General features: G+C 45.2%; 21 protein-coding genes. 13 read left to right on the forward strand and 8 right to left on the reverse strand.

Annotation, left to right across the window (positions count from 1 at the left end; genetic code table 11):
* Positions 1 to 225: 225 nt before the first annotated feature.
* Positions 226 to 1,425, reverse strand: coding sequence for a maltoporin LamB (gene lamB, locus AACQ21_RS07080; protein ID WP_017042148.1), 1,200 nt, complete (start codon positions 1,423 to 1,425; stop codon positions 226 to 228).
* Positions 1,426 to 1,863: 438 nt separating this feature from the next.
* Between lamB and glgX the strand changes: the two genes are divergently transcribed.
* Positions 1,864 to 3,861: a glycogen debranching protein GlgX gene (gene glgX / locus AACQ21_RS07085; RefSeq protein WP_374956401.1), complete on the forward strand. Its 1,998-nt coding sequence runs from the start codon at positions 1,864 to 1,866 to the stop codon at positions 3,859 to 3,861.
* A gap of 101 nt (positions 3,862 to 3,962) precedes the next feature.
* Here glgX and ulaG read toward each other — a convergent pair whose 3' ends face one another.
* Positions 3,963 to 5,030 carry an L-ascorbate 6-phosphate lactonase gene (gene ulaG, locus AACQ21_RS07090; RefSeq protein ID WP_013868344.1) on the reverse strand — a complete coding sequence of 356 codons (1,068 nt, stop codon included), beginning with the start codon at positions 5,028 to 5,030 and terminating at the stop codon, positions 3,963 to 3,965.
* A 123-nt stretch (positions 5,031 to 5,153) separates the two neighbouring features.
* Positions 5,154 to 5,909, reverse strand: a complete 756-nt coding sequence (ulaR, locus tag AACQ21_RS07095) for an HTH-type transcriptional regulator UlaR (protein WP_026027147.1) — start codon at positions 5,907 to 5,909, stop codon at positions 5,154 to 5,156.
* Between the two features lie 390 nt (positions 5,910 to 6,299).
* Here ulaR and AACQ21_RS07100 point away from each other — a divergent pair, with 390 nt between their 5' ends.
* The 8 genes from AACQ21_RS07100 to AACQ21_RS07135 all read left to right on the forward strand — a co-directional run bounded on the left by AACQ21_RS07100 (position 6,300) and on the right by AACQ21_RS07135 (position 13,374).
* The gene (locus tag AACQ21_RS07100; RefSeq protein ID WP_105976792.1) at positions 6,300 to 8,060 is read left to right on the forward strand and encodes a PTS ascorbate-specific subunit IIBC; all 1,761 of its coding nucleotides are present in this window, start codon (positions 6,300 to 6,302) and stop codon (positions 8,058 to 8,060) included.
* Between the two features lie 74 nt (positions 8,061 to 8,134).
* The gene (locus tag AACQ21_RS07105; RefSeq protein ID WP_013868340.1) at positions 8,135 to 8,617 is read left to right on the forward strand and encodes a PTS sugar transporter subunit IIA; all 483 of its coding nucleotides are present in this window, start codon (positions 8,135 to 8,137) and stop codon (positions 8,615 to 8,617) included.
* Positions 8,618 to 8,624: 7 nt separating this feature from the next.
* Positions 8,625 to 9,317, forward strand: a complete 693-nt coding sequence (locus tag AACQ21_RS07110) for an L-ribulose-5-phosphate 4-epimerase (protein ID WP_105976793.1) — start codon at positions 8,625 to 8,627, stop codon at positions 9,315 to 9,317.
* A gap of 5 nt (positions 9,318 to 9,322) precedes the next feature.
* Entirely contained in the window at positions 9,323 to 10,144 is an 822-nt protein-coding gene (locus AACQ21_RS07115; protein WP_105976794.1) for a Cof-type HAD-IIB family hydrolase, read from the forward strand.
* Between the two features lie 5 nt (positions 10,145 to 10,149).
* Positions 10,150 to 10,797 (forward strand): 3-keto-L-gulonate-6-phosphate decarboxylase UlaD, encoded by a 648-nt coding sequence (locus AACQ21_RS07120; RefSeq protein WP_094145636.1) that lies wholly within the window; start codon positions 10,150 to 10,152, stop codon positions 10,795 to 10,797.
* 8 nt (positions 10,798 to 10,805) lie between these two features.
* Complete coding sequence (locus tag AACQ21_RS07125; protein ID WP_029189691.1) at positions 10,806 to 11,687, forward strand: L-ribulose-5-phosphate 3-epimerase; 882 nt, start codon at positions 10,806 to 10,808, stop codon at positions 11,685 to 11,687.
* Between the two features lie 188 nt (positions 11,688 to 11,875).
* Complete coding sequence (locus AACQ21_RS07130) at positions 11,876 to 12,298, forward strand: hypothetical protein (protein ID WP_017042894.1); 423 nt, start codon at positions 11,876 to 11,878, stop codon at positions 12,296 to 12,298.
* 119 nt (positions 12,299 to 12,417) lie between these two features.
* A complete protein-coding gene (locus AACQ21_RS07135) occupies positions 12,418 to 13,374 on the forward strand; it encodes a diguanylate cyclase domain-containing protein (RefSeq protein WP_026028163.1) in 957 nt (318 codons plus the stop codon).
* On the opposite strand, the gene AACQ21_RS07140 is transcribed toward AACQ21_RS07135, so the two are convergent.
* Positions 13,364 to 14,335, reverse strand: coding sequence for an arginine deiminase-related protein (locus tag AACQ21_RS07140; protein ID WP_105976795.1), 972 nt, complete (start codon positions 14,333 to 14,335; stop codon positions 13,364 to 13,366). The genes AACQ21_RS07135 and AACQ21_RS07140 overlap by 11 nt on opposite strands.
* A 511-nt stretch (positions 14,336 to 14,846) precedes the next feature.
* Between AACQ21_RS07140 and AACQ21_RS07145 the strand changes: the two genes are divergently transcribed.
* Positions 14,847 to 16,691, forward strand: coding sequence for an ABC transporter ATP-binding protein (locus tag AACQ21_RS07145; protein WP_105976796.1), 1,845 nt, complete (start codon positions 14,847 to 14,849; stop codon positions 16,689 to 16,691).
* 97 nt (positions 16,692 to 16,788) lie between these two features.
* The gene (locus AACQ21_RS07150) at positions 16,789 to 17,493 is read left to right on the forward strand and encodes a DUF445 domain-containing protein (protein ID WP_013868329.1); all 705 of its coding nucleotides are present in this window, start codon (positions 16,789 to 16,791) and stop codon (positions 17,491 to 17,493) included.
* A gap of 89 nt (positions 17,494 to 17,582) precedes the next feature.
* Here AACQ21_RS07150 and AACQ21_RS07155 read toward each other — a convergent pair whose 3' ends face one another.
* Positions 17,583 to 18,338 carry a phosphatase PAP2 family protein gene (locus AACQ21_RS07155; RefSeq protein WP_105976797.1) on the reverse strand — a complete coding sequence of 252 codons (756 nt, stop codon included), beginning with the start codon at positions 18,336 to 18,338 and terminating at the stop codon, positions 17,583 to 17,585.
* A gap of 313 nt (positions 18,339 to 18,651) precedes the next feature.
* Positions 18,652 to 20,529 (reverse strand): PhoX family protein, encoded by a 1,878-nt coding sequence (locus AACQ21_RS07160; protein ID WP_105976798.1) that lies wholly within the window; start codon positions 20,527 to 20,529, stop codon positions 18,652 to 18,654.
* A gap of 463 nt (positions 20,530 to 20,992) precedes the next feature.
* On the opposite strand from AACQ21_RS07160, the gene AACQ21_RS07165 reads away from it, so the two are divergent.
* On the forward strand, positions 20,993 to 21,553 hold the full coding sequence (locus tag AACQ21_RS07165; RefSeq protein WP_047688797.1) for a hypothetical protein: 561 nt from the start codon (positions 20,993 to 20,995) through the stop codon (positions 21,551 to 21,553).
* 23 nt (positions 21,554 to 21,576) lie between these two features.
* On the forward strand, positions 21,577 to 23,145 hold the full coding sequence (locus tag AACQ21_RS07170) for a methyl-accepting chemotaxis protein (RefSeq protein WP_013868325.1): 1,569 nt from the start codon (positions 21,577 to 21,579) through the stop codon (positions 23,143 to 23,145).
* A gap of 117 nt (positions 23,146 to 23,262) precedes the next feature.
* On the opposite strand, the gene AACQ21_RS07175 is transcribed toward AACQ21_RS07170, so the two are convergent.
* Positions 23,263 to 24,099 (reverse strand): arginase family protein, encoded by an 837-nt coding sequence (locus AACQ21_RS07175; protein ID WP_105976799.1) that lies wholly within the window; start codon positions 24,097 to 24,099, stop codon positions 23,263 to 23,265.
* Between the two features lie 6 nt (positions 24,100 to 24,105).
* Positions 24,106 to 24,840, reverse strand: coding sequence for an IclR family transcriptional regulator (locus tag AACQ21_RS07180; RefSeq protein ID WP_105976800.1), 735 nt, complete (start codon positions 24,838 to 24,840; stop codon positions 24,106 to 24,108).
* Positions 24,841 to 24,912: the final 72 nt, after the last annotated feature.

Genomic DNA, 24,912 nt, shown 5'->3' on the forward strand with positions numbered 1-24,912 from the left:
TTCTATATTATTGACAGCTTGCACTGCCGAACTTTGTGTTTGCTCAACAACAGGAGCTGTTTGACAGCCAGTTAAAGCAATGCAACTACCTAATAGTAGTGTTTTAAAAACCATTTTCCGCTCCTTTAGTATTTTTTTAACGACTCATCTCCGAGTCGTTAAAAAAATAGCCGACATCAGTCGGCTATCAGCATATGGATTTAGACTAATAAGAACAAGGAGGAATTACCACCAAGCTTCCACTTGAATGCCAACGACGTATTCAGTGTCTTTGCCAGTTGCAAATGCATTTTTGTTTTCGGTATCAAGTAGGTATGAGCCGTATACACGGAACTCTGGACGAGCCCAGAAGCTGTCTCCCATTGCCCACGCTTGTGCAACTGTCAATTTCGCATTGCCGAAATCTTCTGTTGCTGTGCCTGCACTATTAATTTTCTCACCAGCGTTATAGCCAGCTTCAAATACAGTGCGCATTGTCTCATCCCATTTGTACATTGGGCGCACAACAACTGAATACTGATCAATGTCTTTTTTACTAGCCCCAATATCAGAACCTGCTAAGTACGCAAGTTGATGGCCCATTTCCCACGATTGACCAAAACTCACTACACCCCAGTTTAATAAACGGTAGCCAGTTGCATCGTTCTGATCTGCATTACCACGGTTATAATAAGTGCCTGCCCCCCAAAGATTAGCCGCTTGCACGCCATAACCATTGGTACCCACTTGAAGAATTGTTTGGTTAAAGCCGTTTGATAGGCCTTGGTGCAGAATGGCTGATGCCAACAAACCATCATCAGCTTGCTCTGTTGCATCACCTTTTTCGGTTGCAAAGTTATAAGCCAATGCAAATTCTAGATTCGCATTTTCCCAAAGACCGATATTGGCTAAGCGCGCATCAAAGATATAACCCGTTGAGTTGGTATTATCGCCATCTTGGATCAAAGCAAGTGACAGTTTCTGATTGCCGACTGATAGGTTTTGAATACCGCCACCTGTACCAGAAGTGTTCAAGAAATAGAAATCGGTGATGTGGATATCTTTACGTTGGTAATAAGATTTACCCGCCCAAATTTCAGCGGACTCATCACCAGCAATAAGACCTTTAGCTTTTACCGCAAACTGAGCAACGTTAAAATCGCCATCTTCCCAACCATTTGCACCTTTGTTACCTTGTGCAATCATTGATTCGACACGCCAAGTTTGCTCGCCTGTCTTTAACTCCTCAGCAAAACCAAACTCATAGTAGTTGTCGTTTTCGTTACCGAGACGACCTACCCCATTCTTGTTAACAGCAAGATCACCATTACCCTGACCACTAATTCCGGTACCCGCGCGGAAATAACCATTAAAATCAACAGCAAAAGCAGAACCTGCTGCTAGAGTAGCAGCCACTGCGGCAGCAATTACACTTACTTTTTTCATTCTTAACTCCATTAAGGACGATTTATATTTATGGAAAATTTTAACTACGGACAGCATTTAAAACTTTCACTCTTCTCCTATTGGAACCTGCAAGGCAGTTGACAGATAGACGCTAAAAGAAGAGGTAAGACGGGACTAAGTCCCCAGTTGTTTCAACGGTGATAAGGTTACTAAAGGCGTAATAGGCTTGCTTCCTCCACCTCAAAGTAATTTGGGGGGGAGGATAAAGGATGAGTAATTTTATGGTATGGCGTTTTTAATGCACAGATCACGGATTTCAGGGGGAGGAGATCAGTTAATGGTTATAAAATAGAATACAAAATGCCTTATTGATCACTATTTAGGGCCAATAACATCATTAAAATGAAATAAAATTACATTCAAATTTTATTCATTGGGCGCTTGACCTAATATCAACAAAGCTTTTTACTTAAAGCGATGACGTGCAGCAAAATAACAATTAAAGATGCCCATATGAAATGTACTATTTCTAGCCCTTACCCACTCGGTGCAACCCTTGACAACACAGGTTGCAATTTTGCTATTCATGCTCCAGCAAATAAACAGCTTCTACTCGCTCTGTTTGATCAACAGGGAAGTTTCACCACCCACGAGTTAGAGAATGAATATGCGGGCGTGAAGTACACTCATGTGCCAAACATTAAAGCAGGGCAAAAATACGGTTACCTCATTTTAAATGGTGACGAGCCGCACTATATTTCCGACCCCTACGCGAAGGCGATAGATAAAAACTTAGGCTATAAAACACCATTTAGTTCAAAAAAGAGTTTCGAGCTGCCTAAGTGTATCGTGGTTGACGATCAATTCGATTGGCAATCAACTAAAAAGCCACACATACCTCGCGATAAGACTATTTTATTTGAGACCCATGTCAAAGGGGTGACCAAACTCAATCCACGTGTGCCTAAAGCAGAACAAGGTACTTATTTAGGCTTAATCAGTGAGGAGATGCTGGAGTTTTATCGCAAGCAAAACATCAACACACTACAGCTACTGCCCATCGCGGCTTGTATGAATGAGCCACATCTATTGGATATGGGCAAAGTCAACTATTGGGGATATAACCCCTATCTGTTTATGGTGCCAGATCCACGTTATGCGCAAAAAGATGCGGTAACGGAACTGAAAACGGCTATCAGAGAACTGCATCGTCACGGAATTGAAGTGATACTGGATGTGGTTTATAACCACTCAGCAGAGGGGGGCGAAGATGGGCCTATTTTCAATTTAAAAGCACTCGACCCTAAATATTATCTAAAACACGGCCAACATTACGCGAATTTTACCGGTTGTGGTAACACCATTGATCTCTCTTATCAACCCGCCCTTAACCTAGTCATGGACACGCTGCGCTACTGGGTTAGCGAATACCAAATCGATGGTTTTCGTTTTGATTTGGCCGCAACGCTTGGAAGAAATGGCGATAATTTCAGCCCCGATGCTGCGTTCTTTAAAGCGGTGGCGCAAGATCCAACATTAAAACGCGCCAAATTGATTGCTGAGCCTTGGGATATTGGTCCAAACGGTTACCAAGTAGGCAATTTTCCTTTCGGTTGGAATGAATGTAACGACAAATTACGTGATATCACACGCAGCTTCTGGCGCGGCGATCAAGGCTATTTAAAAGAGTTCGCCACACGCTTAATGGGCTCGCGCGACTTGTACAGTGCCGCCAACTGGCCCTACAAACTGACCGTCAATTACATCACTTATCATGATGGCTTCACCATGCAAGATTTGGTGTCATACAAGCATAAGCACAATGAAGCCAACGGTGAACAAAACCGAGATGGTCACGGTGACAATCGCTCTGACAACTATGGCGTCGAAGGCGAAACCGAGAACATGGTGATAAAAGCAACCCGCGAAAAGCAAAAACGCAATATGATGGCGAGCTTACTCTTTGCTTTTGGCATTCCTCATATTCTCACCGCGGATGTGCTTTCTCATACTCAGCAAGGTAATAACAACGCTTATTGTCAAGACAATGAGATCAGTTGGCTTGACTGGAACATGACCGAACGCAAAAGCTACTTCAAGCATTGGCTGAGTCAAATGGTGGTGGCAAGACACCTTTATATGGTGCCCTTTATTCGTGCTTTTAGCGGTGAGGAACGTAATGCCAACCGCGTATTCTGGCGACGCGTGGATGGCACACTGATGGAACATGATGATTGGAACCGCTTAAGTTCTGTGGCATTGCAGATGGGCATTGGATCGGATGGGCCTGAAATGCTCTACTTGATCAACCAAACCAACGCACCCGCTCGTTTTACACTACCCAAAGATCGTAACCAAAACTGGGAAGTGATATGCGATACCAATTTACGTAACGTACAACCCGGCCATGCAGAAGGGGAATTGTTGCAATCGCCCATATCAATGACGATTTTGCACTACCAACCTGAAGTATAAAATCAAGCGCTGCACATCATTACCAATAAGCAAAGAGATTACCGATAAACAAAGAGGCCCAATTGGCCTCTTTCTCTTTTCTAATTTTTGCTTTCAGAACATTACAAAAATGCTTTGAAAGGCAGCTCTGGTTCATCGACAAAAATGTCTTTAAAGCCTCTAAAATGCTGGTAATGCATACGTCCTTTGTCGGTTGGGTAGGTGTATTTTCCACCCACTTGCCAAAAGAATGGCGCAAAACCGTATTGCAGACGATCCTTTTTCATTTGCCACAATACTTCAATTTCACGCGGGTCATTTTGGAAGTTAGCCCAAATATCGTGATGGAATGGGATCACCACTTCACAATCTAACGCCTCACCTGCGCGCAAAATATCAGACGCAGTCAGCTTATCTGTGATGCCTCGTGGGTTTTCACCGTATGAGAGCAGCGCCACATCAATCTTGTAGTCATTACCATGCTTGGCATAGTAGTTCGAATAATGCGAATCACCTGAGTGGTAGATTGAGCCACCGGAGGTTTCCAATAAGTAGTTGACCGCGCGATCATCCATACCATCAAGAATCCCCTTATCATAAGATGAAACACCTTTAGGCAGCGTAATCAACGCAGTGCGATCAAAAGAGTCCAGCACTCGGATACTGATATCGCCGACTTCAATGCAATCACCCACTTTCGCCACAATGCAGCGCTCACTCGGTACTCCCCAGCCTTGCCACAGGTCAACGCAAGCTTGTGGCCCAATAAATTTCACATGCTCACCACAGTTTTGCAGCACAGCTGCTGCGACATTAATATCGATATGATCAGCGTGATCATGCGTCGCCAGTACCGCATCAATCTCTTTGATGCCAAATGGGTCCAACACAAAAGGAGACGTTCTTAAGTTGGGTTGCAGTTCACGCACGCCCCCCATACGCATCATCTGATGCTGTTGATTCATCAAGGCATTCTTTTGCGTTTTCTTACCCGTCCCACACCAAAAATCGATCGAAAGATTGGTATTACCGGCACTTTTTAGCCAAATGCCTGTACAACCAAGCCACCACATAGCAAAGGTGTTAGCTTCCACTTCGGTCTTTTCTATCTCTTCATTCAGCCAAGTTCCCCACTCAGGAAACGTACTGAGAACCCATGAATCGCGTGTGATTTCATCAATTTTACTCATAGCAACACCTTTTATTTCACGATCAGTTAGACAAATTTTGGATGTAGGGAGCCAAGCGTCTTCATCCAAGGTGAAGACACTGAGCCTGTGTTTATTATTAGAATGTGTAGAGCGAAGTGCTTTCTATACCAGAATCACTTCTGTCCCCTGCTGTTGTAGCGCTTGGATAACTTGCGGATCGGCGGCTTTGCCAGTGATAACAATATCAACCTTGCTGGCGGGGCAAAATAGCATGCCCGTACGCTGCCCAACTTTAGAGCTATCCACCACCACCACTAACTTACCGATTTGCTCTAGCATTTGTTGCTCGGCAACGGCGGTGAGCATATCGGTTTTGTATAGGCCATTTTCCGTCAGCCCTTTACCACTGGTGAACATCCAATGTCCGGCATAACCACCTAACGAATCAGGGGCGGGGTTGAGGAAAATGTTTTGTGCTTTGTTGTACTGCCCACCAATGATGATTACATCGTCGTGATCTTCATTGATAAGGTAACTGGCCAGTGGGAAATAGTTAGTCACGATTTGAACATCTTGGCCACACAACTCTTTACCGAGCAAGAAGGCGGTCGAACCACAGTTAATTACCACACTGTCACCTGGGTTGCAGAGCTTAGCCGCAGCCATGGCAATCTGTGATTTTTCATGGAAATGATCCGTACTGTCGATATTTAACGGCGTCCACGCTCGCTTTCTAATCTCTAAACGTTCAGCACCATTGCGAACTTTCTTCAGCTTACCTAGCTCATCTAACTTAGAAATATCGCGGCGGGCCGTTGCTGGTGACACATTAAATTTCTCAATAATATGCGTGACGTTGATGGTGCGCATATTGTCTAGCAAAGACAGTATCTCGTTATGTCTTTGTACTTCGTTCATGGTTATCACCTTATCTTTTCATCAAGTGATTACTTGGTGATTATTTATGATTTGTTTTGATTCTATTTCTCATCCATCACAATGTCAAACACTGGACGAACAAAACTTCCCTCTCGCTCACAATAAAACCTAACTAGTTGATTTTATTTCAAATAAAATTTCAACTGTGACTTGAGTATCAAATAATGTCTCCATTTGGCGAAGAAATTGATAAAAATCAAAATAATCACAAATGAGCATTGAGTGATTACTTTTGATTGGTAAAGTCTATTTCGTGAGCAAAACAGGATTGAAATCGGCATCACCTTGCTGATTCACTCTGACCTACACCCAGCTTCGAGTAAGACGGGAATACACATAACGATAAATAGAGAATCAAGGGGTAAAGATATGCAGTTCATCTACGATATCTTCTACATTTTTTATAGCCAAGTAATGACTAAAGCACCTTTGCTGCTGGGCTTAGTCACCCTTATCGGTTACTGGTTATTAAGAAGAGATACCACCACCATCATTAAAGGGTCGATCAAAACCATCGTCGGCTTTATGTTGGTACAGGTGGGTGCAGGGACCTTAGTGGCAGGCTTTAAGCCTGTGATTGAGAAATTATCGGAATATCATGGTTTAACTGGCTCGGTTATCGACCCGTACACCTCAATGATGGCCACCATGGAAATCATGGGGGATGATTATTCTTGGGTTGGTTATACCGTACTACTGGCACTGGCGATCAACATCTTGCTCGTTTTGCTGCGCCGCTACACAGGCATTCGCACCATCATGCTAACGGGGCACATTATGTTCCAACAGGCAGGATTAATTGCGGTGTTCTACCTTGTGCTGGGCGCAAGCATGTGGGAAACCATCCTTTATTCGGCTGTTTTGATGGCGCTCTACTGGTCTATCTCCTCCAACATTATGTTCAAACCCACCGAAGCCGTCACGGGTGGAGCCGGTTTCTCCATCGGCCACCAGCAACAAGTCGCGTCTTGGATTGCGGTTAAGATTGCCCCCAAATTAGGCGACAAAAACGAGAGTGTCGACCACCTTGAGCTGCCTAAATGGTTGCACATTTTCCACGACAGTATTGCCGCAACCGCGATTGTGATGACGCTATTTTTCGGCATTATTTTGCTCTCATTTGGTTTAGACAACCTGCAAGCAATGGCGGGAAAAACCCATTGGTCTATCTACATTCTGGAAACTGGCCTTAAATTTGCGGTAGCGATTCAAGTTATCGTAGCGGGTGTGCGTATGTTCGTTGCCGAACTGTCTGAAGCCTTTAAAGGTATCTCAGAGCGCGTCATTCCTAACGCGGTTTTAGCCATTGACTGCGCCGCTATCTACGCGTTCTCACCTAACGCCATGGTGTTTGGTTTTATGTGGGGCGCGATTGGTCAATTTACGGCGGTGCTGGCCATGCTCGCTTTTGATGCACCGATCATGATCATTCCCGGCTTTATCCCGATGTTCTTCTCCAACGCAACCATTGGTGTTTTTGCCAACCACTTTGGCGGCTGGCGCGCGGTCATGAAGATCTGTTTTGTGATGGGTACCATCGAAGTCGTTGGCTCAGCTTGGGCCATTCATATCTTCAACCAATACGGTACTGAATTCAGTGGCTGGATGGGCATGGCCGACTGGGCATTAGTCTTCCCGCCAATCATGCAAGGCTTATCCGTCTCAAAACTGTTCTTCTTTGTACTGATTGCATTGGCTGGTGTGTACATGTTCTTTGCCTCTAAAAAACTGCGTGAAGAGGAAGATGCACAAGGTTTGGTGAACATCAGTGACGATCCAGAAGTCATCGCCGCCGTCGAACAAGCACTGAAAGTCAGTGATGGCGTGCGCCCGGTCAGCATTTTAGCCGTGTGTGGCAATGGGCAAGGCTCCTCAATGATGATGAAGATGAAAATCGGTAAGTATCTGGAGAAAAAAGGCATTCCACACGTGATGGATTCCTGCGCAGTGTCTGATTATAAATCTAAGCTCGCCACCACCGACATCATCGTCTCATCAAAACATCTCTCTGGTGAGATGGAGCCCGGAGAAGGCAAATTTGTGCTCGGCGTACAAAACATGCTGAATCCGAACTCTTTTGGTGATGAGCTGCTCGATATCATCGATAAAAACTTTGTCACTTTGAAATAGCTATTTACTACAAAACGATAAGTACAAAAACAATAGGTGCCAGACGCACTGGCACCGACTCTGGAGATAGAACTATGGGACTGAAACAATCACTGATCGACAATGATTCCATCCAATTAAATGCGCAGGCGAGCACTTGGCAAGAGGCGATCAAAATCGGTACGGATAGGCTGATCAAATCAGGAGCTATCCACCCCTGCTATCACGATGCCATCATCAGCAGCGTTGAACAATTAGGCCCGTATATCGTCATCGCGCCGAATCTTGCCCTGCCTCATGCTCGTCCTGAAAATGGCGTGATCAGAACCGCCTTTGCTTTAGTGACGCTGCAAACGCCTGTCTATTTTGACGGCGAAGATGAACCGGTCGATGTGCTGATCACCTTGGCTGGTAGCTCGTCTGATCAGCATATGGAAGGATTAATGGAAGTAACCCAAGTGCTGGATGATGAAGAGAGCGAGACTGGCGTTGATCTCGATAAACTGCGCCGTTGTCGTACCGCGCAGGATGTTTACCAAGTGATTGATGAAGCGTTAGCGGCGCAATTGGTCGAGTGAGGATGTCATGTATAGCGAACTAAAACAGCGAGTATTTGCGGCAAATCTTAAGCTTCCCCAATACGGTTTAGTCACTTTCACTTGGGGCAATGTATCAGAAATAGACCGCGAGAAGGGCGTCATCGCCATCAAACCTTCAGGCGTAGAATACGATGTGATGAAAGTCGATGACATGGTGATCGTTGACCTTAACGGCGCGATTGTAGAAGGCAAGCTCAATCCATCCAGTGATACCGCCACTCATCTCGAACTCTATAAAGCTTATCCAGAGATTGGCGGCGTGGTACACACCCATTCGCGTAGTGCCACTATTTGGGCGCAAGCGGGCATTGACATACCCGCTTTAGGCACTACTCACGCCGATTATTTTTACGGTGACATCCCCTGCACACGCAAACTTTCTTGCGATGAAATCGCTGGCCAATATGAGAAAAATACCGGCCTTGTGATCATCGAGGAGTTCAAACATCGTCGCATTGATCCGATGGCAGTGCCAAGCGTGATTGTCGCCGGGCATGCTCCTTTCTCTTGGGGCAAAGATGCTAACGATGCGGTTCATAACGCCGTCGTCTTGGAGGAAATTTCCGCCATGGCGCTGGCGACTCGTTCACTCAACAGTGGCATCAAAATTCAACCGGAATTATCCGATAAACACTATCAACGTAAGCATGGTGATAACGCTTACTACGGCCAAAGGTAGCGGCTATGTATAAAGTTCTCGCGCTCGACCTTGATGGCACGGTGTTGACTGATGAACACACCATTCATCCGCTGCTAAAGCGGGCGATTCAACAGGCGCAGCAACACTGCCACGTGGTGATCGTGACAGGTCGTCACCACACGGCGGCTAAACCCTATTATCAAGAATTGGGGCTCACAACCCCCATCATCTGCTGTAACGGCACTTATGTGTATGACTACCAAAATGAAAAAGTGCTCAAGCACAATGCCATCACCAAGCACGATGCGTTGAGCTTTCTCGCTTTGGCTAAAGAGTTTCAAATGAAACTGGTGATGTATGTGACCGACGCGATGACCTATTCCAAGCGTAGCCCAATCGCCTACATGCAAGCGTTAGAAAAATGGGCCAACCAGTACCCACCAACAGTACAGCCCAAAATCGAGCAAATTGACTCGTTTCGTCACCGCGTCGAGCAAGAAACGTTTATTTGGAAATTTGTGGTTGAAGGGCTACCGAGCTCCGTTGAACGCCTTGCTCAACAAGCTTGGGTACAAGAGACATTCAATGGCGAGCGTTCATGGTCGAATCGCATCGACTTTGCTGCCAAAGGTAACAGTAAAGGTCAGCGCTTGGCTGAATATGTGCAATCACTTGGCTACCACGCTAATCACGTGTTGGCTGTCGGCGATAACCATAACGACATTTCAATGCTCGACTACGCCGGGCTCGGTGTGGCGATGTTCAATGCCGACGATACGGTGAAATCCCACGCCAAACTGATTTGTACAACCGATAACAATCACGACGGGCTCGCCCGTTTGATCCGTGACAAAATTCAAGGATAACTCTCATGACTAAACCAATGATCCAAATCGCTCTCGACCAAACTGACCTTATTTCTGCCATCGAAGTGGCAAAAAACGTAGCAAGCTTTGTTGATGTCATCGAAGTGGGCACCATCCTCGCCTTTGCTGAAGGCATGAAGGCCGTCAAAACGTTACGCCATAATCACCCTGACCATATTCTAGTATGCGATATGAAAACCACCGATGGCGGCGCTATTTTAGCGCGGATGGCATTTGAAGCTGGCGCGGATTGGATCACCGTTTCTGCCGCAGCGCATATCGCCACCATCAGCGCGTGTAAGAAAGTCGCCGATGAACTGGATGGCGAAATCCAAATCGAAATTTACGGCAACTGGACCTTTGCTGATGCACAAGCGTGGATTGACCTTGGTATCACTCAAGCCATTTATCACCGTTCAAGAGATGCCGAACTGGCCGGTATTGGTTGGACAAGCGAAGATGTTGAGAAGATGCGAACTCTATCCGATATGGGGCTTGAGCTTTCCATCACAGGTGGCATCGTTCCAGAAGATCTCTATTTATTTGAAGGCATTAAGGCCAAAACGTTCATTGCGGGGCGTGCATTGGTCGGTGAAAAAGGTCGCATCACTGCCGAAGCACTGCGCAGTCAAATCGATCGTTTTTGGTGCTAGGAGGCCGTATGTATCAGCATTTGCCACGCCAACGTATCGGGTTGTATGAAAAAGCGCTCCCCAATCATTTCAGTTGGGAAGAAAAGCTCGCCACAACGAAAGAGCTGGGGTTTGATTTTTTAGAGATATCCGTCGATGAGTCGGATGAACGTCGTCAACGCTTAGACTGGGATGATGCAACCATCTATCAGCTACGAAGATGGTGTGAGCAATACCAAATCCCGTTGCAATCGATGTGCCTAAGTGCACACCGCAAGTTTCCTTTTGGCTCGTCAGACCCCGCCATTAGAGAGCAAGCCATTCTGCACATGGAGAAAGCGATTACCTTAGCTTACAAACTGGGCATTCGCACCATCCAACTCGCAGGCTATGATGTCTATTACGAACCCGCTAATAAAGAAACTCATCAACGTTTCATTGAAGGCATGCAGCTTGCCGCCAAACTGGCCGAGCGTGCTGGCGTGATGCTGGCAGTGGAGATCATGGATACCAGCTATCTTAATTCACTGAGCAAGTTCGAAATACTAAAGCGGGAAGTACCCTCCCCCTATTTTATGGCGTATCCAGATGTAGGCAACATTTCAGGTTGGAACTACGATGTGTGTACTGAATTGGCGCTTGGTATGCCACACATTACTCAGATCCACCTTAAAGATACCCATTGCGTCACCTCTAGTTCCACGGGCCAATTTCGAGACTTGGTGATTGGTGAAGGAGAAGTCAATTTCGATGCTATTTCCCAAACGCTGAAAGAGGCAAACTGCGTTGTGCCGATGGTGATCGAAATGTGGGCGCAAGATGAACATTGGAAACACAATATTCGTGTTGCGCAGCATCGATTAAATCAAGCTTGTGATGCTGCTGATTCGCCTCGTTTATTCAACCTATAGCTCATTTATCCAACCTATAAATTGTGCCCGGGTGCATCTTTTATGCATCCTTCATCCTCATATTGGATAATGCCGCGCCCTCTCCCCCGTGAGCGCGGTAGCTTTTCTTGGCAAATATTGACATCACCGACACAATCGCGCAGAGTTGCTTTTTGATAACGCCCCGATGCATAACACTCTGAGAACCAATGAAATTACTTCACTTACAACTCTTCTGGTATGAAAAGCATCACACCCTTTTAGAAATGGAAGCGCTCCCTACGCTCACCCCAACCCAAGAGCAAGCGCTGGCAGAATGGGTTAAGTGTCGACGCAAAATATTAAGCTTTGAGGCTCACCAGCATACTTGGGTAAAAGTGAATGTAGACGGTTTTTCTTCCGCTTTGCATTTAAAGCCTAATGGCACGTTGGTCGAGCGAGATCTGTTTGGTGAAAAAACACTGCAAGGATTATGGAAAGTCATCGACGGTTTCTTATTTATCAAAGTGATCAGCGGTGAATTTATTGTCGAATATCAGATTGTTGGCAATAACGAACAGAGCATTCACTGTGGTATTGAGTACATCAACGGCCGAGTCAGTACCTACAGCAAATTTATTCAAACCAAATAAGCTTTGTGACCCACGGGAAAAAATGAGATGTATGTTGAACAAGATATCAACAACCTTGTGAATCCATCGACAAACTGTGGCACACTCGACATAAATGCAGACTCGGTTCATCACGGTTTATGGAAGAGTACTTAAAACGAATCAAGCAGCTTGAAGAGCAAGTTGAGCATCTCAAAAAAGAAAACAGCTCTCTTGAAGAAAAACTGAATGCGACGCTAGAAGGCACTGGACTTTGTCTTTGGGAACAACACATTCCTAGCGGAACCCTTAAAATATTCAATAGAGAATGGGGTGATATGCTTGGCTATCAATCACACGAGCTAGACGCCACCGTCGACATTTGGAAAAGCAAGCTCCACCCCGATGATTATGACTTAGCCGTGGGCGCTTTTGAGGACCATTTGAATGGCAAGGCTGACACCTATCAGGTCATACACCGGATGATCCGCAAAGATGGAGGTCAAAGCTGGGTGTCGGATCGCGGCCGAATCGTTGAATATGATGAGAATGGAAAGCCGCTGCGCATGATGGGCACCCACACAGATATTACCAATGAAAAACATTATGAATTAGAACTCTCCAAACTCGCCGCGCAAGATCCATTAACCAACCTATTAAATCGAAAAGCGCTAGAAACTAAGTTTGACGAGATGAATGATCTTGTCGAACACCCTGCGGCACTGATTTTTATCGATTTGGATGACTTTAAAACCGTCAATGATCATCTTGGGCACCAAGCTGGGGATTTCGTGCTGCTCCAAGTTTCTCAATGGCTTCAAGAAAATGCGCCTCAACCATCATCGATTGCTCGTTTGGGCGGCGATGAGTTTGTCCTATTGTGCATCAATCAAAGCACAGAAACGTTAAAGCAGTTTATCGACAGTTTGCTCACCAAAGCCTATTCACCACTAAAATTAAGCCATGGAGAAGTGCAGATTGGCTTTAGTATTGGTGTTTGCCAATTCACAACCTCAACACATACCTTTGAAACCTTATATGAATTGGCCGACCAAGCAATGTATCAGGTGAAGAAAAATGGCAAAAATGGCGTTGAGTACATCAATCTTAGCCAATAGCAGGCAAAAACACTTCCCCTAACATACATCTCACCGAACCACCGCCAATATCCTCAATGGTCTTCACATTACACGGCAGTAACTTACCGTGACTGGCCAGCTGCGCACGCTGCGCCGGCGAAAAGGCATCAAACGCCGATTGCGACATAGCGATCACTTTATCCCCTGCCGCCGTTTCTAATTGTAAAATGTTGCCGCAGAAACAGTTCATCTGCTCAAGTGAAATTGAGATGATCTGTTTATCTTTGGCCAGTGATTTAACCACAAAACGGCGTTCAAACTCCGGGATCACTTCATCGCAAATCACGCAGAATGCTTCACCAACCGCCATCATCACATTGGTGTGATAAACCGGTTGGCCTGAAGGCAACGCCGTTTGAAAAGAGACCACGCGATCATAACCGATACGTTTAGCGTACTCCTCTAGCACTTCACGGTCGCAGCGCTGTGACAACGCCGAATAGATGGTTCGATTAAGGTGATCCATCACCATCACACCGGTGCTTTCAAGATAAGCCTGCTGGTCTTGATACGCGAGCAACGAATCTTGCGCCAATACCTTACGGCCTGACAAAGTAAGAGCTTCAACCAACGCTTGTGGGCGCACTTCTTGCTGTCGATTTTTACAAGCCATCGGAAAGGTAAACAAAGTTCCCTCTGGCGTAGTGCTAAACCAGTTATTGGGAAAGACGGCATCTGGCGTTTCCACTTCAGATAATGGGTAATCAAACTCCACCACTTGCACGCCTTCGAGACGCAGTGTCTCAACCATGCTTTGATATTCGGCCATGGCTTGGATGCGAACTTGTTCAGTACTCAATGCAACTTGGTGTTGAAATTCATTATCTTGCGCCGTTTGAGCGTTAAATTTGAACTCTTTTGGCGGCACCATTACGACACAATTGGCATTTTGCACCGTATTCACGGCTGGCTGTGTGATCACTTGTTCCTGCAACATCATAGAAACTTTCCCTTCTACTCACTTTAGGCCAATTGTAAGCATAATGTTAAAACAACATTGACTGAATTTTGGGTTATTTCATCGAGTAACTCCTATTAATTACTGAGAAAACTATTTTTCACATTAAAAATTACGGCAAAATCATCATCACATCTCAAAATATTCACCCTTATTCAAAAAATATTCACAGTAAAAACTCACTTAAAAGTAACGCAACTCGTTTATGGTTCTCTTATCGTCGATAACGATATTTAACTCGCTTCACTTTTTCACCCGATGGACGTTACTGACCATTCGAGCCGATGCTTGCGGTATTAACCACAGTATTAATCAGGCGCCGTTTTCTAGAGCCAAGCGCGAAAAGTAATCCGCCACTTATGTTGTGATTTCGTTATACTTCTGTTCGGCTTACTCCATCATTTGCTCCCCTTATAGGAGTTCAACGTTAGATTCTCGCGTTCTAGGCTTTTGGTCTCTCATACTTTAGCGAGAATTGGCATAAGGATTTTCGATGTATAAAAAATTTGAAAGCTTTACCCAAGCCTTTCCCAAAGAGGAACCCAAACAGCCTCCTGCGACCTTATGGGCATTTTGTCGTTACTACACGCGCGGCTTTGAAAAACCACTCATTTTAATGGCGTTAATCAGCACGTTAATTGCCGTTGTTGAAGTATCACTGTTCGGTTTTATGGGCCAACTGGTGGATTGGCTCTCATCCAGTAACCCAGAGACTTTCCTAACTGAGAACCGAGACACCTTGATCGGTTTATCTATTTTAGTACTCGTGATCATGCCACTTTTGATTGGCATCTATTCACTGTTGATCCACCAAACTATGCTCGGCAATTATCCCATGTCGATCCGTTGGTTAGCGCACCGTTATCTGCTCAAGCAAAGCCTCTCTTTTTACCAAGATGACTTTGCGGGAAGAATTGCCACTAAAGTGATGCAAACGGCGTTATCCATCCGCGAAACCGTGATGAAGACCTTGGATGTGTTTGTCTATGTGTCAGTCTATTTCACTGCGATTGTAGTGATGTTGGCGCAAGCAGACTGGCGTTTAATGGTGCCGATGCTCGTCTGGCTCGCGGCCTACATTTGCATTCAACTTCACTTTGTACCACAGCTTAAAAAAGTGGCATCAGAACAAGCCGATGCTCGCTCAACCATGACGGGGCGCATTGTCGATAGCTACACCAATATTGCCACGGTCAAATTGTTCTCACACACCCGCCGAGAAACCGACTATGCCGAACAAGGCATGGAGAGCTTTTTAGACACGGTTCACCGCCAAATGCGTTTAGTGACTGGTTTTAACCTGTGCGTTGAACTCGCCAACTATATTTTGGTGTTCGTGATTGCGGCGACTTCGATTTATCTATGGATGCAGAGTGCCATCAGTATTGGTGCAATCGCAATTGCGATCAGCCTTTCATTGCGCATTAATGGCATGTCGAAATGGATCATGTGGGAAGTCGGTGCACTCTTTGAAAACATGGGCACAGTCGTGGATGGCATGAAAACCCTCTCGAAACCGATCACCATTGAAGATAAACCCAATGCAAAACCGTTGCAGGTTGCACAAGGTGGCATCGAATTTGATGACGTGAGTTTCCACTATGGCGAGAATAAAGGCGTTATTAACCATTTAAACCTGACCATTAAACCGGGTGAAAAAGTGGGCTTAGTAGGACGTTCTGGCGCTGGAAAATCGACTTTAGTCAATTTACTGCTTCGTTTTCATGATGTTGAAGGTGGGCAAATTCGTATCGATGGGCAAGCGATCAATGACGTCACCCAAGATTCGTTGCGCAGCAAAATTGGTATGGTGACGCAAGATACTTCACTGCTGCATCGCTCGATCCGCGATAACATTTTGTATGGCAACCCTGATGCAAGTGAGGAACAACTGCTGCAAGCCACCCGACAGGCACACGCGCATGAGTTTATCGAAACACTCACCGACCCATTTGGTAACCTAGGCTATGATGCGCAAGTGGGCGAGCGCGGCGTAAAACTGTCTGGCGGCCAGCGCCAGCGAATTGCTATTTCCCGCGTGCTGTTAAAGGATGCGCCACTGTTGGTACTCGACGAAGCCACATCCGCACTCGACTCCGAAGTGGAAGCGGCAATTCAAGAGAGCTTAAATGAGCTGATGCAAGGCAAAACCGTGATTGCCATTGCTCACCGTTTATCAACTATTGCCGCAATGGACAGGTTGATTGTACTGGATAAAGGTAACGTCGTTGAGCAAGGCACACACCAAGAGTTGATCGCTCAAAACGGCATTTATGCACACCTATGGGCGCACCAAACGGGTGGCTTTATCGGTTGCGACGACATTGAGATTGCTTAATGGTTTATCAACGGAGTTTGCGCTCCGTTGATGCTTCCACAATTCACTCTTTTTCCTTAGAATTCGCCCATTCCCTTTATTTAACTAGATTTGGATTATGAACAAGAGCTTACTCACTAATATCATTGCGCTAGCGCTCCTTGCTGCGGGCTATCAACTGGATAACACTATTGCGCTGTATGCGGGCTTATTTGCCTTTTCTGGCGCAATCACCAACTGGCTTGCGATTCACATGCTGTTTGAAAAAGTGCCAGGACTATATGGCTCGGGTGTGATACCTGCTCGCTTTGAAGAGTTCAAAACCGCAATCAAGAGCCTGATGATGGAGCAATTTTTCACCCAGTCCAATATTGACCGCTTCCTCAGTAAAGAGATGACGGGCAGTAAAACGTTGGATCTTGAGCCTGTGATTGCCAAAGTTGACTTCAACCCAACCTTTGATTCTTTGGTCGAAGTGATTGCAAACTCTCCATTTGGCGGCATGCTGGCGATGTTTGGTGGAACCGACGCGCTACAACCACTCAAGCAACCGTTTGTCGAAAAAATGCAGCAATCTATGATTGATATCAGCCAAAGCGATAGCGTTAAACAAGCGCTCAAAGAGCAGTTAGAAGCTCCTGAGATGATTGAAGAGATCACCGCTAACATCGAAAACATCATCGATCAACGTCTCAATGAACTCACGCCTAAATTGGTGAAAGAGATGGTACAGAAGATGATTAAACAGCACCTTGGCTGGTTGGTTGTTTGGGGTGGAGTATTCGGTGGTTTGATTGGTGTGGCTTCCTCCTTCTTTGCCTGATTGCCGTTACTTATGTGATTGTAAAATGTGATTACAAAAAAGCCAGCACGTTTAAATGTGCTGGCTTTTTTATGATGGCTAGTGACCCGTTAACAGAGATGAAGACGCGTTAATAGTGGCTTTAATTTAGGGTGATCTAAAGGGTACACTTTGGGTATCACAAGGTAAATCATGCTGACAAACAGCAAGGAGCCGTATAAATCAACCGGACGATGCATCCCTAACCATAAGCGGCTAAAGGCGACCCCACAGGCCCAAAGCAGTAGACCCGCTGCAAAAATATAGCGCTTTTGTTCAATAAACAGGCCACCAAAGAAAGCCAGACAAATAGTAGCGAAGATCGTATGGCCAGAAGGAAATGAATAGTCCTTTTCACCCTGCCAATGACGTAAGCGCCAGTCACTGACTTGGGTTGCGATGTCGGTCATCACACTTTCTTTTTGTAATTCACTCAATTTATAAAAATGCGCAGGGTTTGGAATAAGCAGTTGATGCGTCATCAATTCAGTGTACGGGCGCGGGCTCTCTGTCAGATGTTTTAAACCCGTTTTGGCAGCCATACCAATCACCAATAACAAGCCAATTTGAATAATGCGGTTAAGCAGTTCAATGCGGGAAGTCGCTGTCCGTGTTGCCAAAAAAGCCAACAAAGCAAAGGTAAAGCCAAAACCTTGCCAACCAGCCGAATCGGTTAAATAGGTAAAAAATGCACCGACGCCCTCGCTCACTGGCGTGGTCAAATCAATCGAAGACCCAACCAATGAGATGGGAACTAACAGCAACGAGAACAAGGCTAAGAGTACTAAGCCCGATTTTTTCATTTGGATTTGCTTTTTCACGCTCAATAGACACCGCTGGATTATTGAAGATCAGCATAATAACGGACGACACGCAAAGAACGTATCAAGCAATTGTCAATTTGAGGGAAAATAATCGCCCCGATCTCACCCTTTTTACTTATTTTCCTGACACAAAGAATTCATACATAACGTGTAGGAAAGGCAAACCAGACCATGTCCTGCCTAACCGAAACAACGTCTTCTTTCGTGCAAGATAGGAGACGCCAAGACCGTGAATGGATGATGGCAACAGCGTTGACCGGCAGCAGGAATGTTAAAAAGGGAGCCGCAGCTCCCTTCAGAGGAAAATGATCAGGGCTTATGCGCCAATCACCCCGCCGTCTTCACGAGTGATCATCATAATGGTCGAACGCGGCTTGGTGGTTCCACCGTATGGGAAATGCGATGGCGCTTCATCTTCCCCAGGGTGTTGAACGCCAACAAACATGGTTTTTTGATCCGGTGAAAAAGTTAACCCTGTTATTTCACAAGCAATCGGCCCAGTTAGGAAACGTTTTACTTCACCAGTAATTGGATCCCCGCACAACATTTGGTTGTTGCCTTGCCCGGCAAAATCCCCTTTGTTGGAATAGTTGCCATCGGTTTGAATCCACAAGCGACCCGCTTTGTCAAAGCCGATACCATCTGGGCTGTTGAACATGTTGTCTGCTGAGATATTGTCGCTGCCCGCATAGAGATCGCCTTTATGTACCGTTGGGTTGCCCGCAATCAAGTACAGATCCCATGCGAACACAGTGCTAGTATGATCCTCATTGGCTGGCATCCAGCGCAGAATCTGGCCATAGTTATTCTTAGCGCGAGGGTTAGGACCACCAACAGGTTGCCCCTCTTTACCTCGGTTTTTATTGTTGGTCAGTGTACAGAACACGTGCTTATTATCAGGGTGAATCGCAACCCATTCAGGACGATCCATTGTCGTAGCACCCACTTGAGTCGCTGCGCGGCGAGCAAAAATCATCACTTCTGCTTGGTCCTTAAAGCCATTTTCTGGCGTTAAACCATTTTTACCAAAGGTCAGTTCAAGCCATTTTCCCGAGCCTTTCAGCTCTTTCTCATTCATATCAAACTTAGCGACAAAGAGGGTTCCTTCTTCTAATAAATTGCGATTCGCCGCATCGTTACCAGCTTGGTAGCGATTTTTTGAAACGAATTTGTATAGATGTTCACCGCGTTCATCATCCCCCAGATAGACCACAGCATGGCCATCTTTGTTGAGAGTAAGCGCCGCATTTTCATGTTTGAAACGGCCTAACGCCGTGCGTTTAAGTGGCGTCGATGTTGGATCGTTCGGATCAATTTCCACCACCCAACCAAAGCGGTTTGGCTCATTGGGGTTTTTCGCAACGTCAAAACGCTCATCATGTTGGTGCCATTGATAATCACTGGGTTTAGCTTCAATACCATAACGCTTATGATCAGCCGTTAACTTCACGCCATCTTGGTTACTACCAAAGAAATCATCAAAGTTCTCCTCACACGTTAAGTATGTCCCCCACGGCGTTTGACCATTCGCACAATTGTTAAAAGTTCCCAGTGGATTTAAGCCCTTAGGATCAGTGGCGGTTTTCATTAGCGTATGGCCTGCAGCTGGCCCAGTGAGCAGCATTGGTGTGTTTGCCGTGATACGACGGTTACGCTTCCCTGCGCGGTCAACCGTCCATTGGCCATTTTTGTGCATCACTTCAACGACGGTAACGCCGACCGCAGCTTGCGCTTTACGCACATCATCTGCTGTCATCGATTTACCTTTGTGATCAAACAAGTATTCGTAGTTGGTGTATTCATTGTTAATCGCAAGTACACCGCGATCATCCGAAATTGGGAAGAAGCTCATGCCATCAGTGTTATCACCAAATTGAAGCTCTTGTGCTCGTGAATCTTGTTTACCACTTTGGTCAAACTCAGGAGCATCAACAGAAATGGGGTCACCCCATGAAATCAACGGGGTCGCTTTATACCCTTTAGGAACAATGATGGCATCTGCCGTTGAGACAGGAATGGCTTCAAAGTTGAGCAGTGAAGAGCTCGACTTTGCCGCCACAGCCTTAGCCACTGGGTTTAAAGATAAAAACGCACCAGCGCTGACTGCGGCACTACCCGCCATAAAACGGCGGCGAGAGAGTCTCGCTTCGATCATTTCACTAAATTGAGACTCTTGCTCATCACGCTTCCACATGTTTGCTCCTTGACTTTACTTGTCTTGTTATTGGATTTTGCAAGCAGCTTAGCGGTCTATCGTGACAAATAAGTTAAATTTACATTGCTTAACGGTGACAGTGAGTTAAAAAATAAAATCTATGCGTTAGCTAAATAAGCCATTCAGCACAGCTGGGTCACCACAAGTATCACTCCAAAATCGATATTTTCTAACCGACCTCGTCGAGAAAACAATACAACCGGCACCACCATCAAGCTTGTCAATTGTCAATTGTCAATTGTCAATTGTCAAAACGGATAGTTTTTTGTTTTGTTTGGCAAGAGATGAATATTCATTTGATCATGCGCTCAAATCACACCTATTTTTTTACAGTTTTCTATTCTTAAACTAGGCTCAAAGTGCATATGGATGAATATTAACATCTAAGATCACTACATACCTTATACACAACGCAAAATACCTAACTCGACTGGAGTCTGTTATGAAATATTTTATTTGCCTGATCGCTTGTTTCTCCTTTTCCTCCTTTGCTAATGAGTTTGAAGGGGCGCTAAAAAACTTCATTGATACCAAGGTGGCTGAAATCATTGCTAATCCCGTTTTAATCCAAGCCATTAATGCTCAAAACGCTCAACACGCTAACCTAACTCAAATGCAAATTGATCAACTCGACAAGGATTGGCGTAGCCAAGTGGGCCAAACCGATGCTCCACTGATCAACAAACTGCTCTCTTCCCCCGCATCTTCTGAACTTAAATCGATTCAACAAGCTAGCAACGGGCTAATTACGGAGATCTTTGCTATGGATAACAAAGGGCTGAATGTCGCCCAAAGCGAGATTACTTCTGACTACTGGCAAGGAGATGAGGAGAAGTGGCAAGACACCTACCTTAAAGGTCCAAGCGCATATCTAATTGGTGAGATAGAAGAAGATGAGTCGACCCAAATGTTTCAGTCACAGATAAGCCACAGCGTGGTTGACCCTAGCTCAGGGAAAGTGATTGGTGCCATCACCATCGGCGTTAACGTCGAAGCTCTTTAACTCATTGATCAGGATTACTCTATATGAGACTTAGTATTAGTCGGTTGGTAGTGGCAAGTGCGTCGCTACTTAGCGTTGTATCGCTGATTGCTATTTCCTATGCTCTATGGTCGAAAAGTGCCACAGTGATGTACTCGCTGAGCGCTCAAACTTATCAACAAATGGCGGCTTCTCTAGCTGAAAACGTCGCCACTTCGGTGCGCTTTAACAAAGTAGAGAGCTTGGAAGAGCGGGTTAAAGTCGCTGTCGATAGCAGCAATAAAGAACTCAAACATATAGCGGTTTTCCTTGCAGATGGATCTTTATTCTATCAATTAAATGAGAAGTCCGTATCTCCTAGCGGAGTCAATATAAAAAATGCGCTGACCCAAGCATCAACCAACGCCATCATTATTGAACAAAGCACACAACACGTGATCATCATCAACCCATTAACGTCGGGCAAGGAAGCAAAATTGGTGGGTTACTTAGTCACTCAGTGGCAATTTGACAAGGTCAATGCCATTTCCAAGGAACTGGGGCTATGGGCCATTTCAATTGGCATAACCTTCGTGTTGATTACTTTTATTGGCTTGTTTTTTATTTTGAGGAGCGCTCTACTGCATCCTTTAAATCAGCTGAAAAACTTATGTGAATCATTGGCTTCTGGTCGATGTGACCTCAAGCAACGAATCCCATTTAACAAAGATAACGAGTTAGGTGACCTTGCCACAGCAATCAATATGTTCATTGAAAAAGTGGAACACACCTTCCACCCTATTGAACAAAACATCTGCAATGTCACTGATGTTACGAAAGCTGTTGAACGACAAGTGAAGCAGCTAGAACACAATATCAATGGTCAGCAGCGGGAAATTGCGCAATCAGTACAAATTGGTGAAGGTGCTCGGCAAAGCATTGCGTCAGTCACTGAGAATATCAATACTGCGTCGCTGTCTTTACAACAAGCAGTTATTTCTGGGCAAGAAAGTCAACAACAACTTAAACATGCATTAAGTGAAAATAAAAACCTAGCAGAAAAGTCACAAGTAACAGCAAAAACCGCTGAGAGCCTAAATGCCCAGGTTGAAAAAGTCACCGATATCTTACAGATCATCCGTACGATCGCTGATCAAACAAACCTGCTTGCGCTCAATGCGGCCATTGAAGCGGCTCGCGCGGGTGAGAATGGTCGCGGGTTCGCCGTCGTGGCAGACGAAGTGCGTAACCTAGCGGAAAAAACATCCTCTTCAACCAACCAAGTGGAAGAGATCCTTACCGTGCTTAGTAACTTTTCGAAAGACTTGATCGGCTACATGGGTGAAAGTGTCAATGCATCAATGAGTTGCGTTGAAGCTATTGAAAGTAGTAACGAGTTAGTCAGCCAAGCGATCAAGGATGTTAATCAAGCGAATAACGCCAACCACTTAGCGGTCAATTCATCTGATGAGCAACTGTCACATGTTGAAGATTTGCTAACGCAACTGAGCAATCTTAATCAACATTCACTCGAACTACTTAATGACAGCAAAGTGATGAGCGATTGTAGTAAAGAGCTCTTCCAGAAAGCACAAGCCACTTCATTATCACTCAGCAAGTTTAGTGCTCATTAACCTAATACTAAAAACCGAACAACACACTTAGCATACTTCAAATGGTTGAGTTCCATAAAACAAAAACCCCAGACAACTGGGGGTTTTTGTTTGGTATATATGATAATCAATATGTCACTACGCAGCGTGGATCACATCTGGCGATAAAGCACATAGCTCATCTAAAATTTCTTTGGTCTGCTTAGAATAAATCAATTTATCCTTCGCCCCCACCAGTTGGATAAGCTTTACCTTGCCCGAAAGTGCACATTGCCTTAACGTTCTTAATACCATTTGGTTATCTAACGCGTTGTTCTCATCAACCCCCACTCCCGGAACTAAAGAGGCTAAATCAATCGTCACGATCAGTTGATCACAATGCTCGATGTAGTGACCTAATTGGCTTTTTAGTTGATTACGATGACGAAAACCACACTCATTCAGCGTTAACCAATCACAGCCTAAATCTTCTGCATACTCCCACACTTGGTTGGATTGATGCATTTCATCAATTCCAATACAAAATAGGCGCGTATTGTTATAGCGAGAGAGTGCAAAATGAAATGCAGAGCCAACTTGTAGGTCCAGCGTTTGTTTCAGCTCAAAATGATGTCCGATACTCACAATACCAACTTCTTCATTCTCAAAAGCCATCACTGGTAATGCATTGAGCAGCATTTCGTGACAATTCGCTAGTACGACGGGCACTGAGCTCAGTGCTAATTGATGACTCAAGGTGTCTTGAAAACGGGTGGCATTTTTATCTTTGACGACTATATGTCCCGCATCAGAGTAACAAGGCGTGGATTGACGCTGATAGAGCCAATCTGATGCAAATTCAAGGCTCTGCTGAGCAAATTCAAACTCTACTTGAGACATTGGCTTTATCTGTTCACAGAGTGTCATGAACGTGAATGGATAAGCGGGTTGGCTCTGTGTACGACTCATACGGTAGCGTTTGAATAAACTTAGCATTATGAATTACCTTTCTGGTGGCAACGCTCTTGCTGCCTGTAATACATGTAAAATGATCCGCTGCTTGTTGCTTTCAACACGATGGGCTGGAGCCATCACTGAAATTGCGCCGATCAACTTACTCCCTTTCATTACGGGGGCACTAATTCCGGAAACGCCAGGATCAATTTCTGACGTGCTCACGGCGTACCCATTACGACGTATTTTTTCCAACTCTGTCTGCCATTTTTCCATTTGGTGGTCTTCACCAAAATAACGAAGAATTTTTTCACAGCGCGGAGCGGGTAAATACGCCAACATCACTTTAGATGAGGCACCTCGAAGCAGGGGTTGACTTTGACCCTGGACGAAGCTGCATCGAAGTGCCTGCATACTTTCTTTTTGGCTAACGCACAAGGCTCGGTATCCCACCGGAACCATGTATGCCGCCATTTCGCCTGTCTGTTTCTGTAATCGACTTAACACCGCATCGACTGCATCTAGATTGTGTTGACTCGTTTCATAACTGCGCATTAAAAGTAGAGCCGCCGAACCGATGATCAACGTTTTGTCGTGTGGGCTCTCTTCGATCAAGTTCCACTCTTTCAAAATCTTCAGATGTCGGTACAAACTACTCAGCGGAACTTGCAATTGTTCGCTCAAGGTTTTCGCTGATACTGGCTCTTCATTTACCGCCACTTGCATCAATAATTGCAGTGACTTTTCATTAACTTGGCTGGCTGATAATTTCGTTTCGTTCATGTTTTCTTTTTAGCCTCATTTATTCCACGCCTCAACTATGATTCTTATATATCGAGAATTTAAGATTAATAA

The organism is Vibrio sp. V01_P9A10T6, assembly GCF_963877065.1.
GTDB lineage: Bacteria > Pseudomonadota > Gammaproteobacteria > Enterobacterales > Vibrionaceae > Vibrio > Vibrio anguillarum.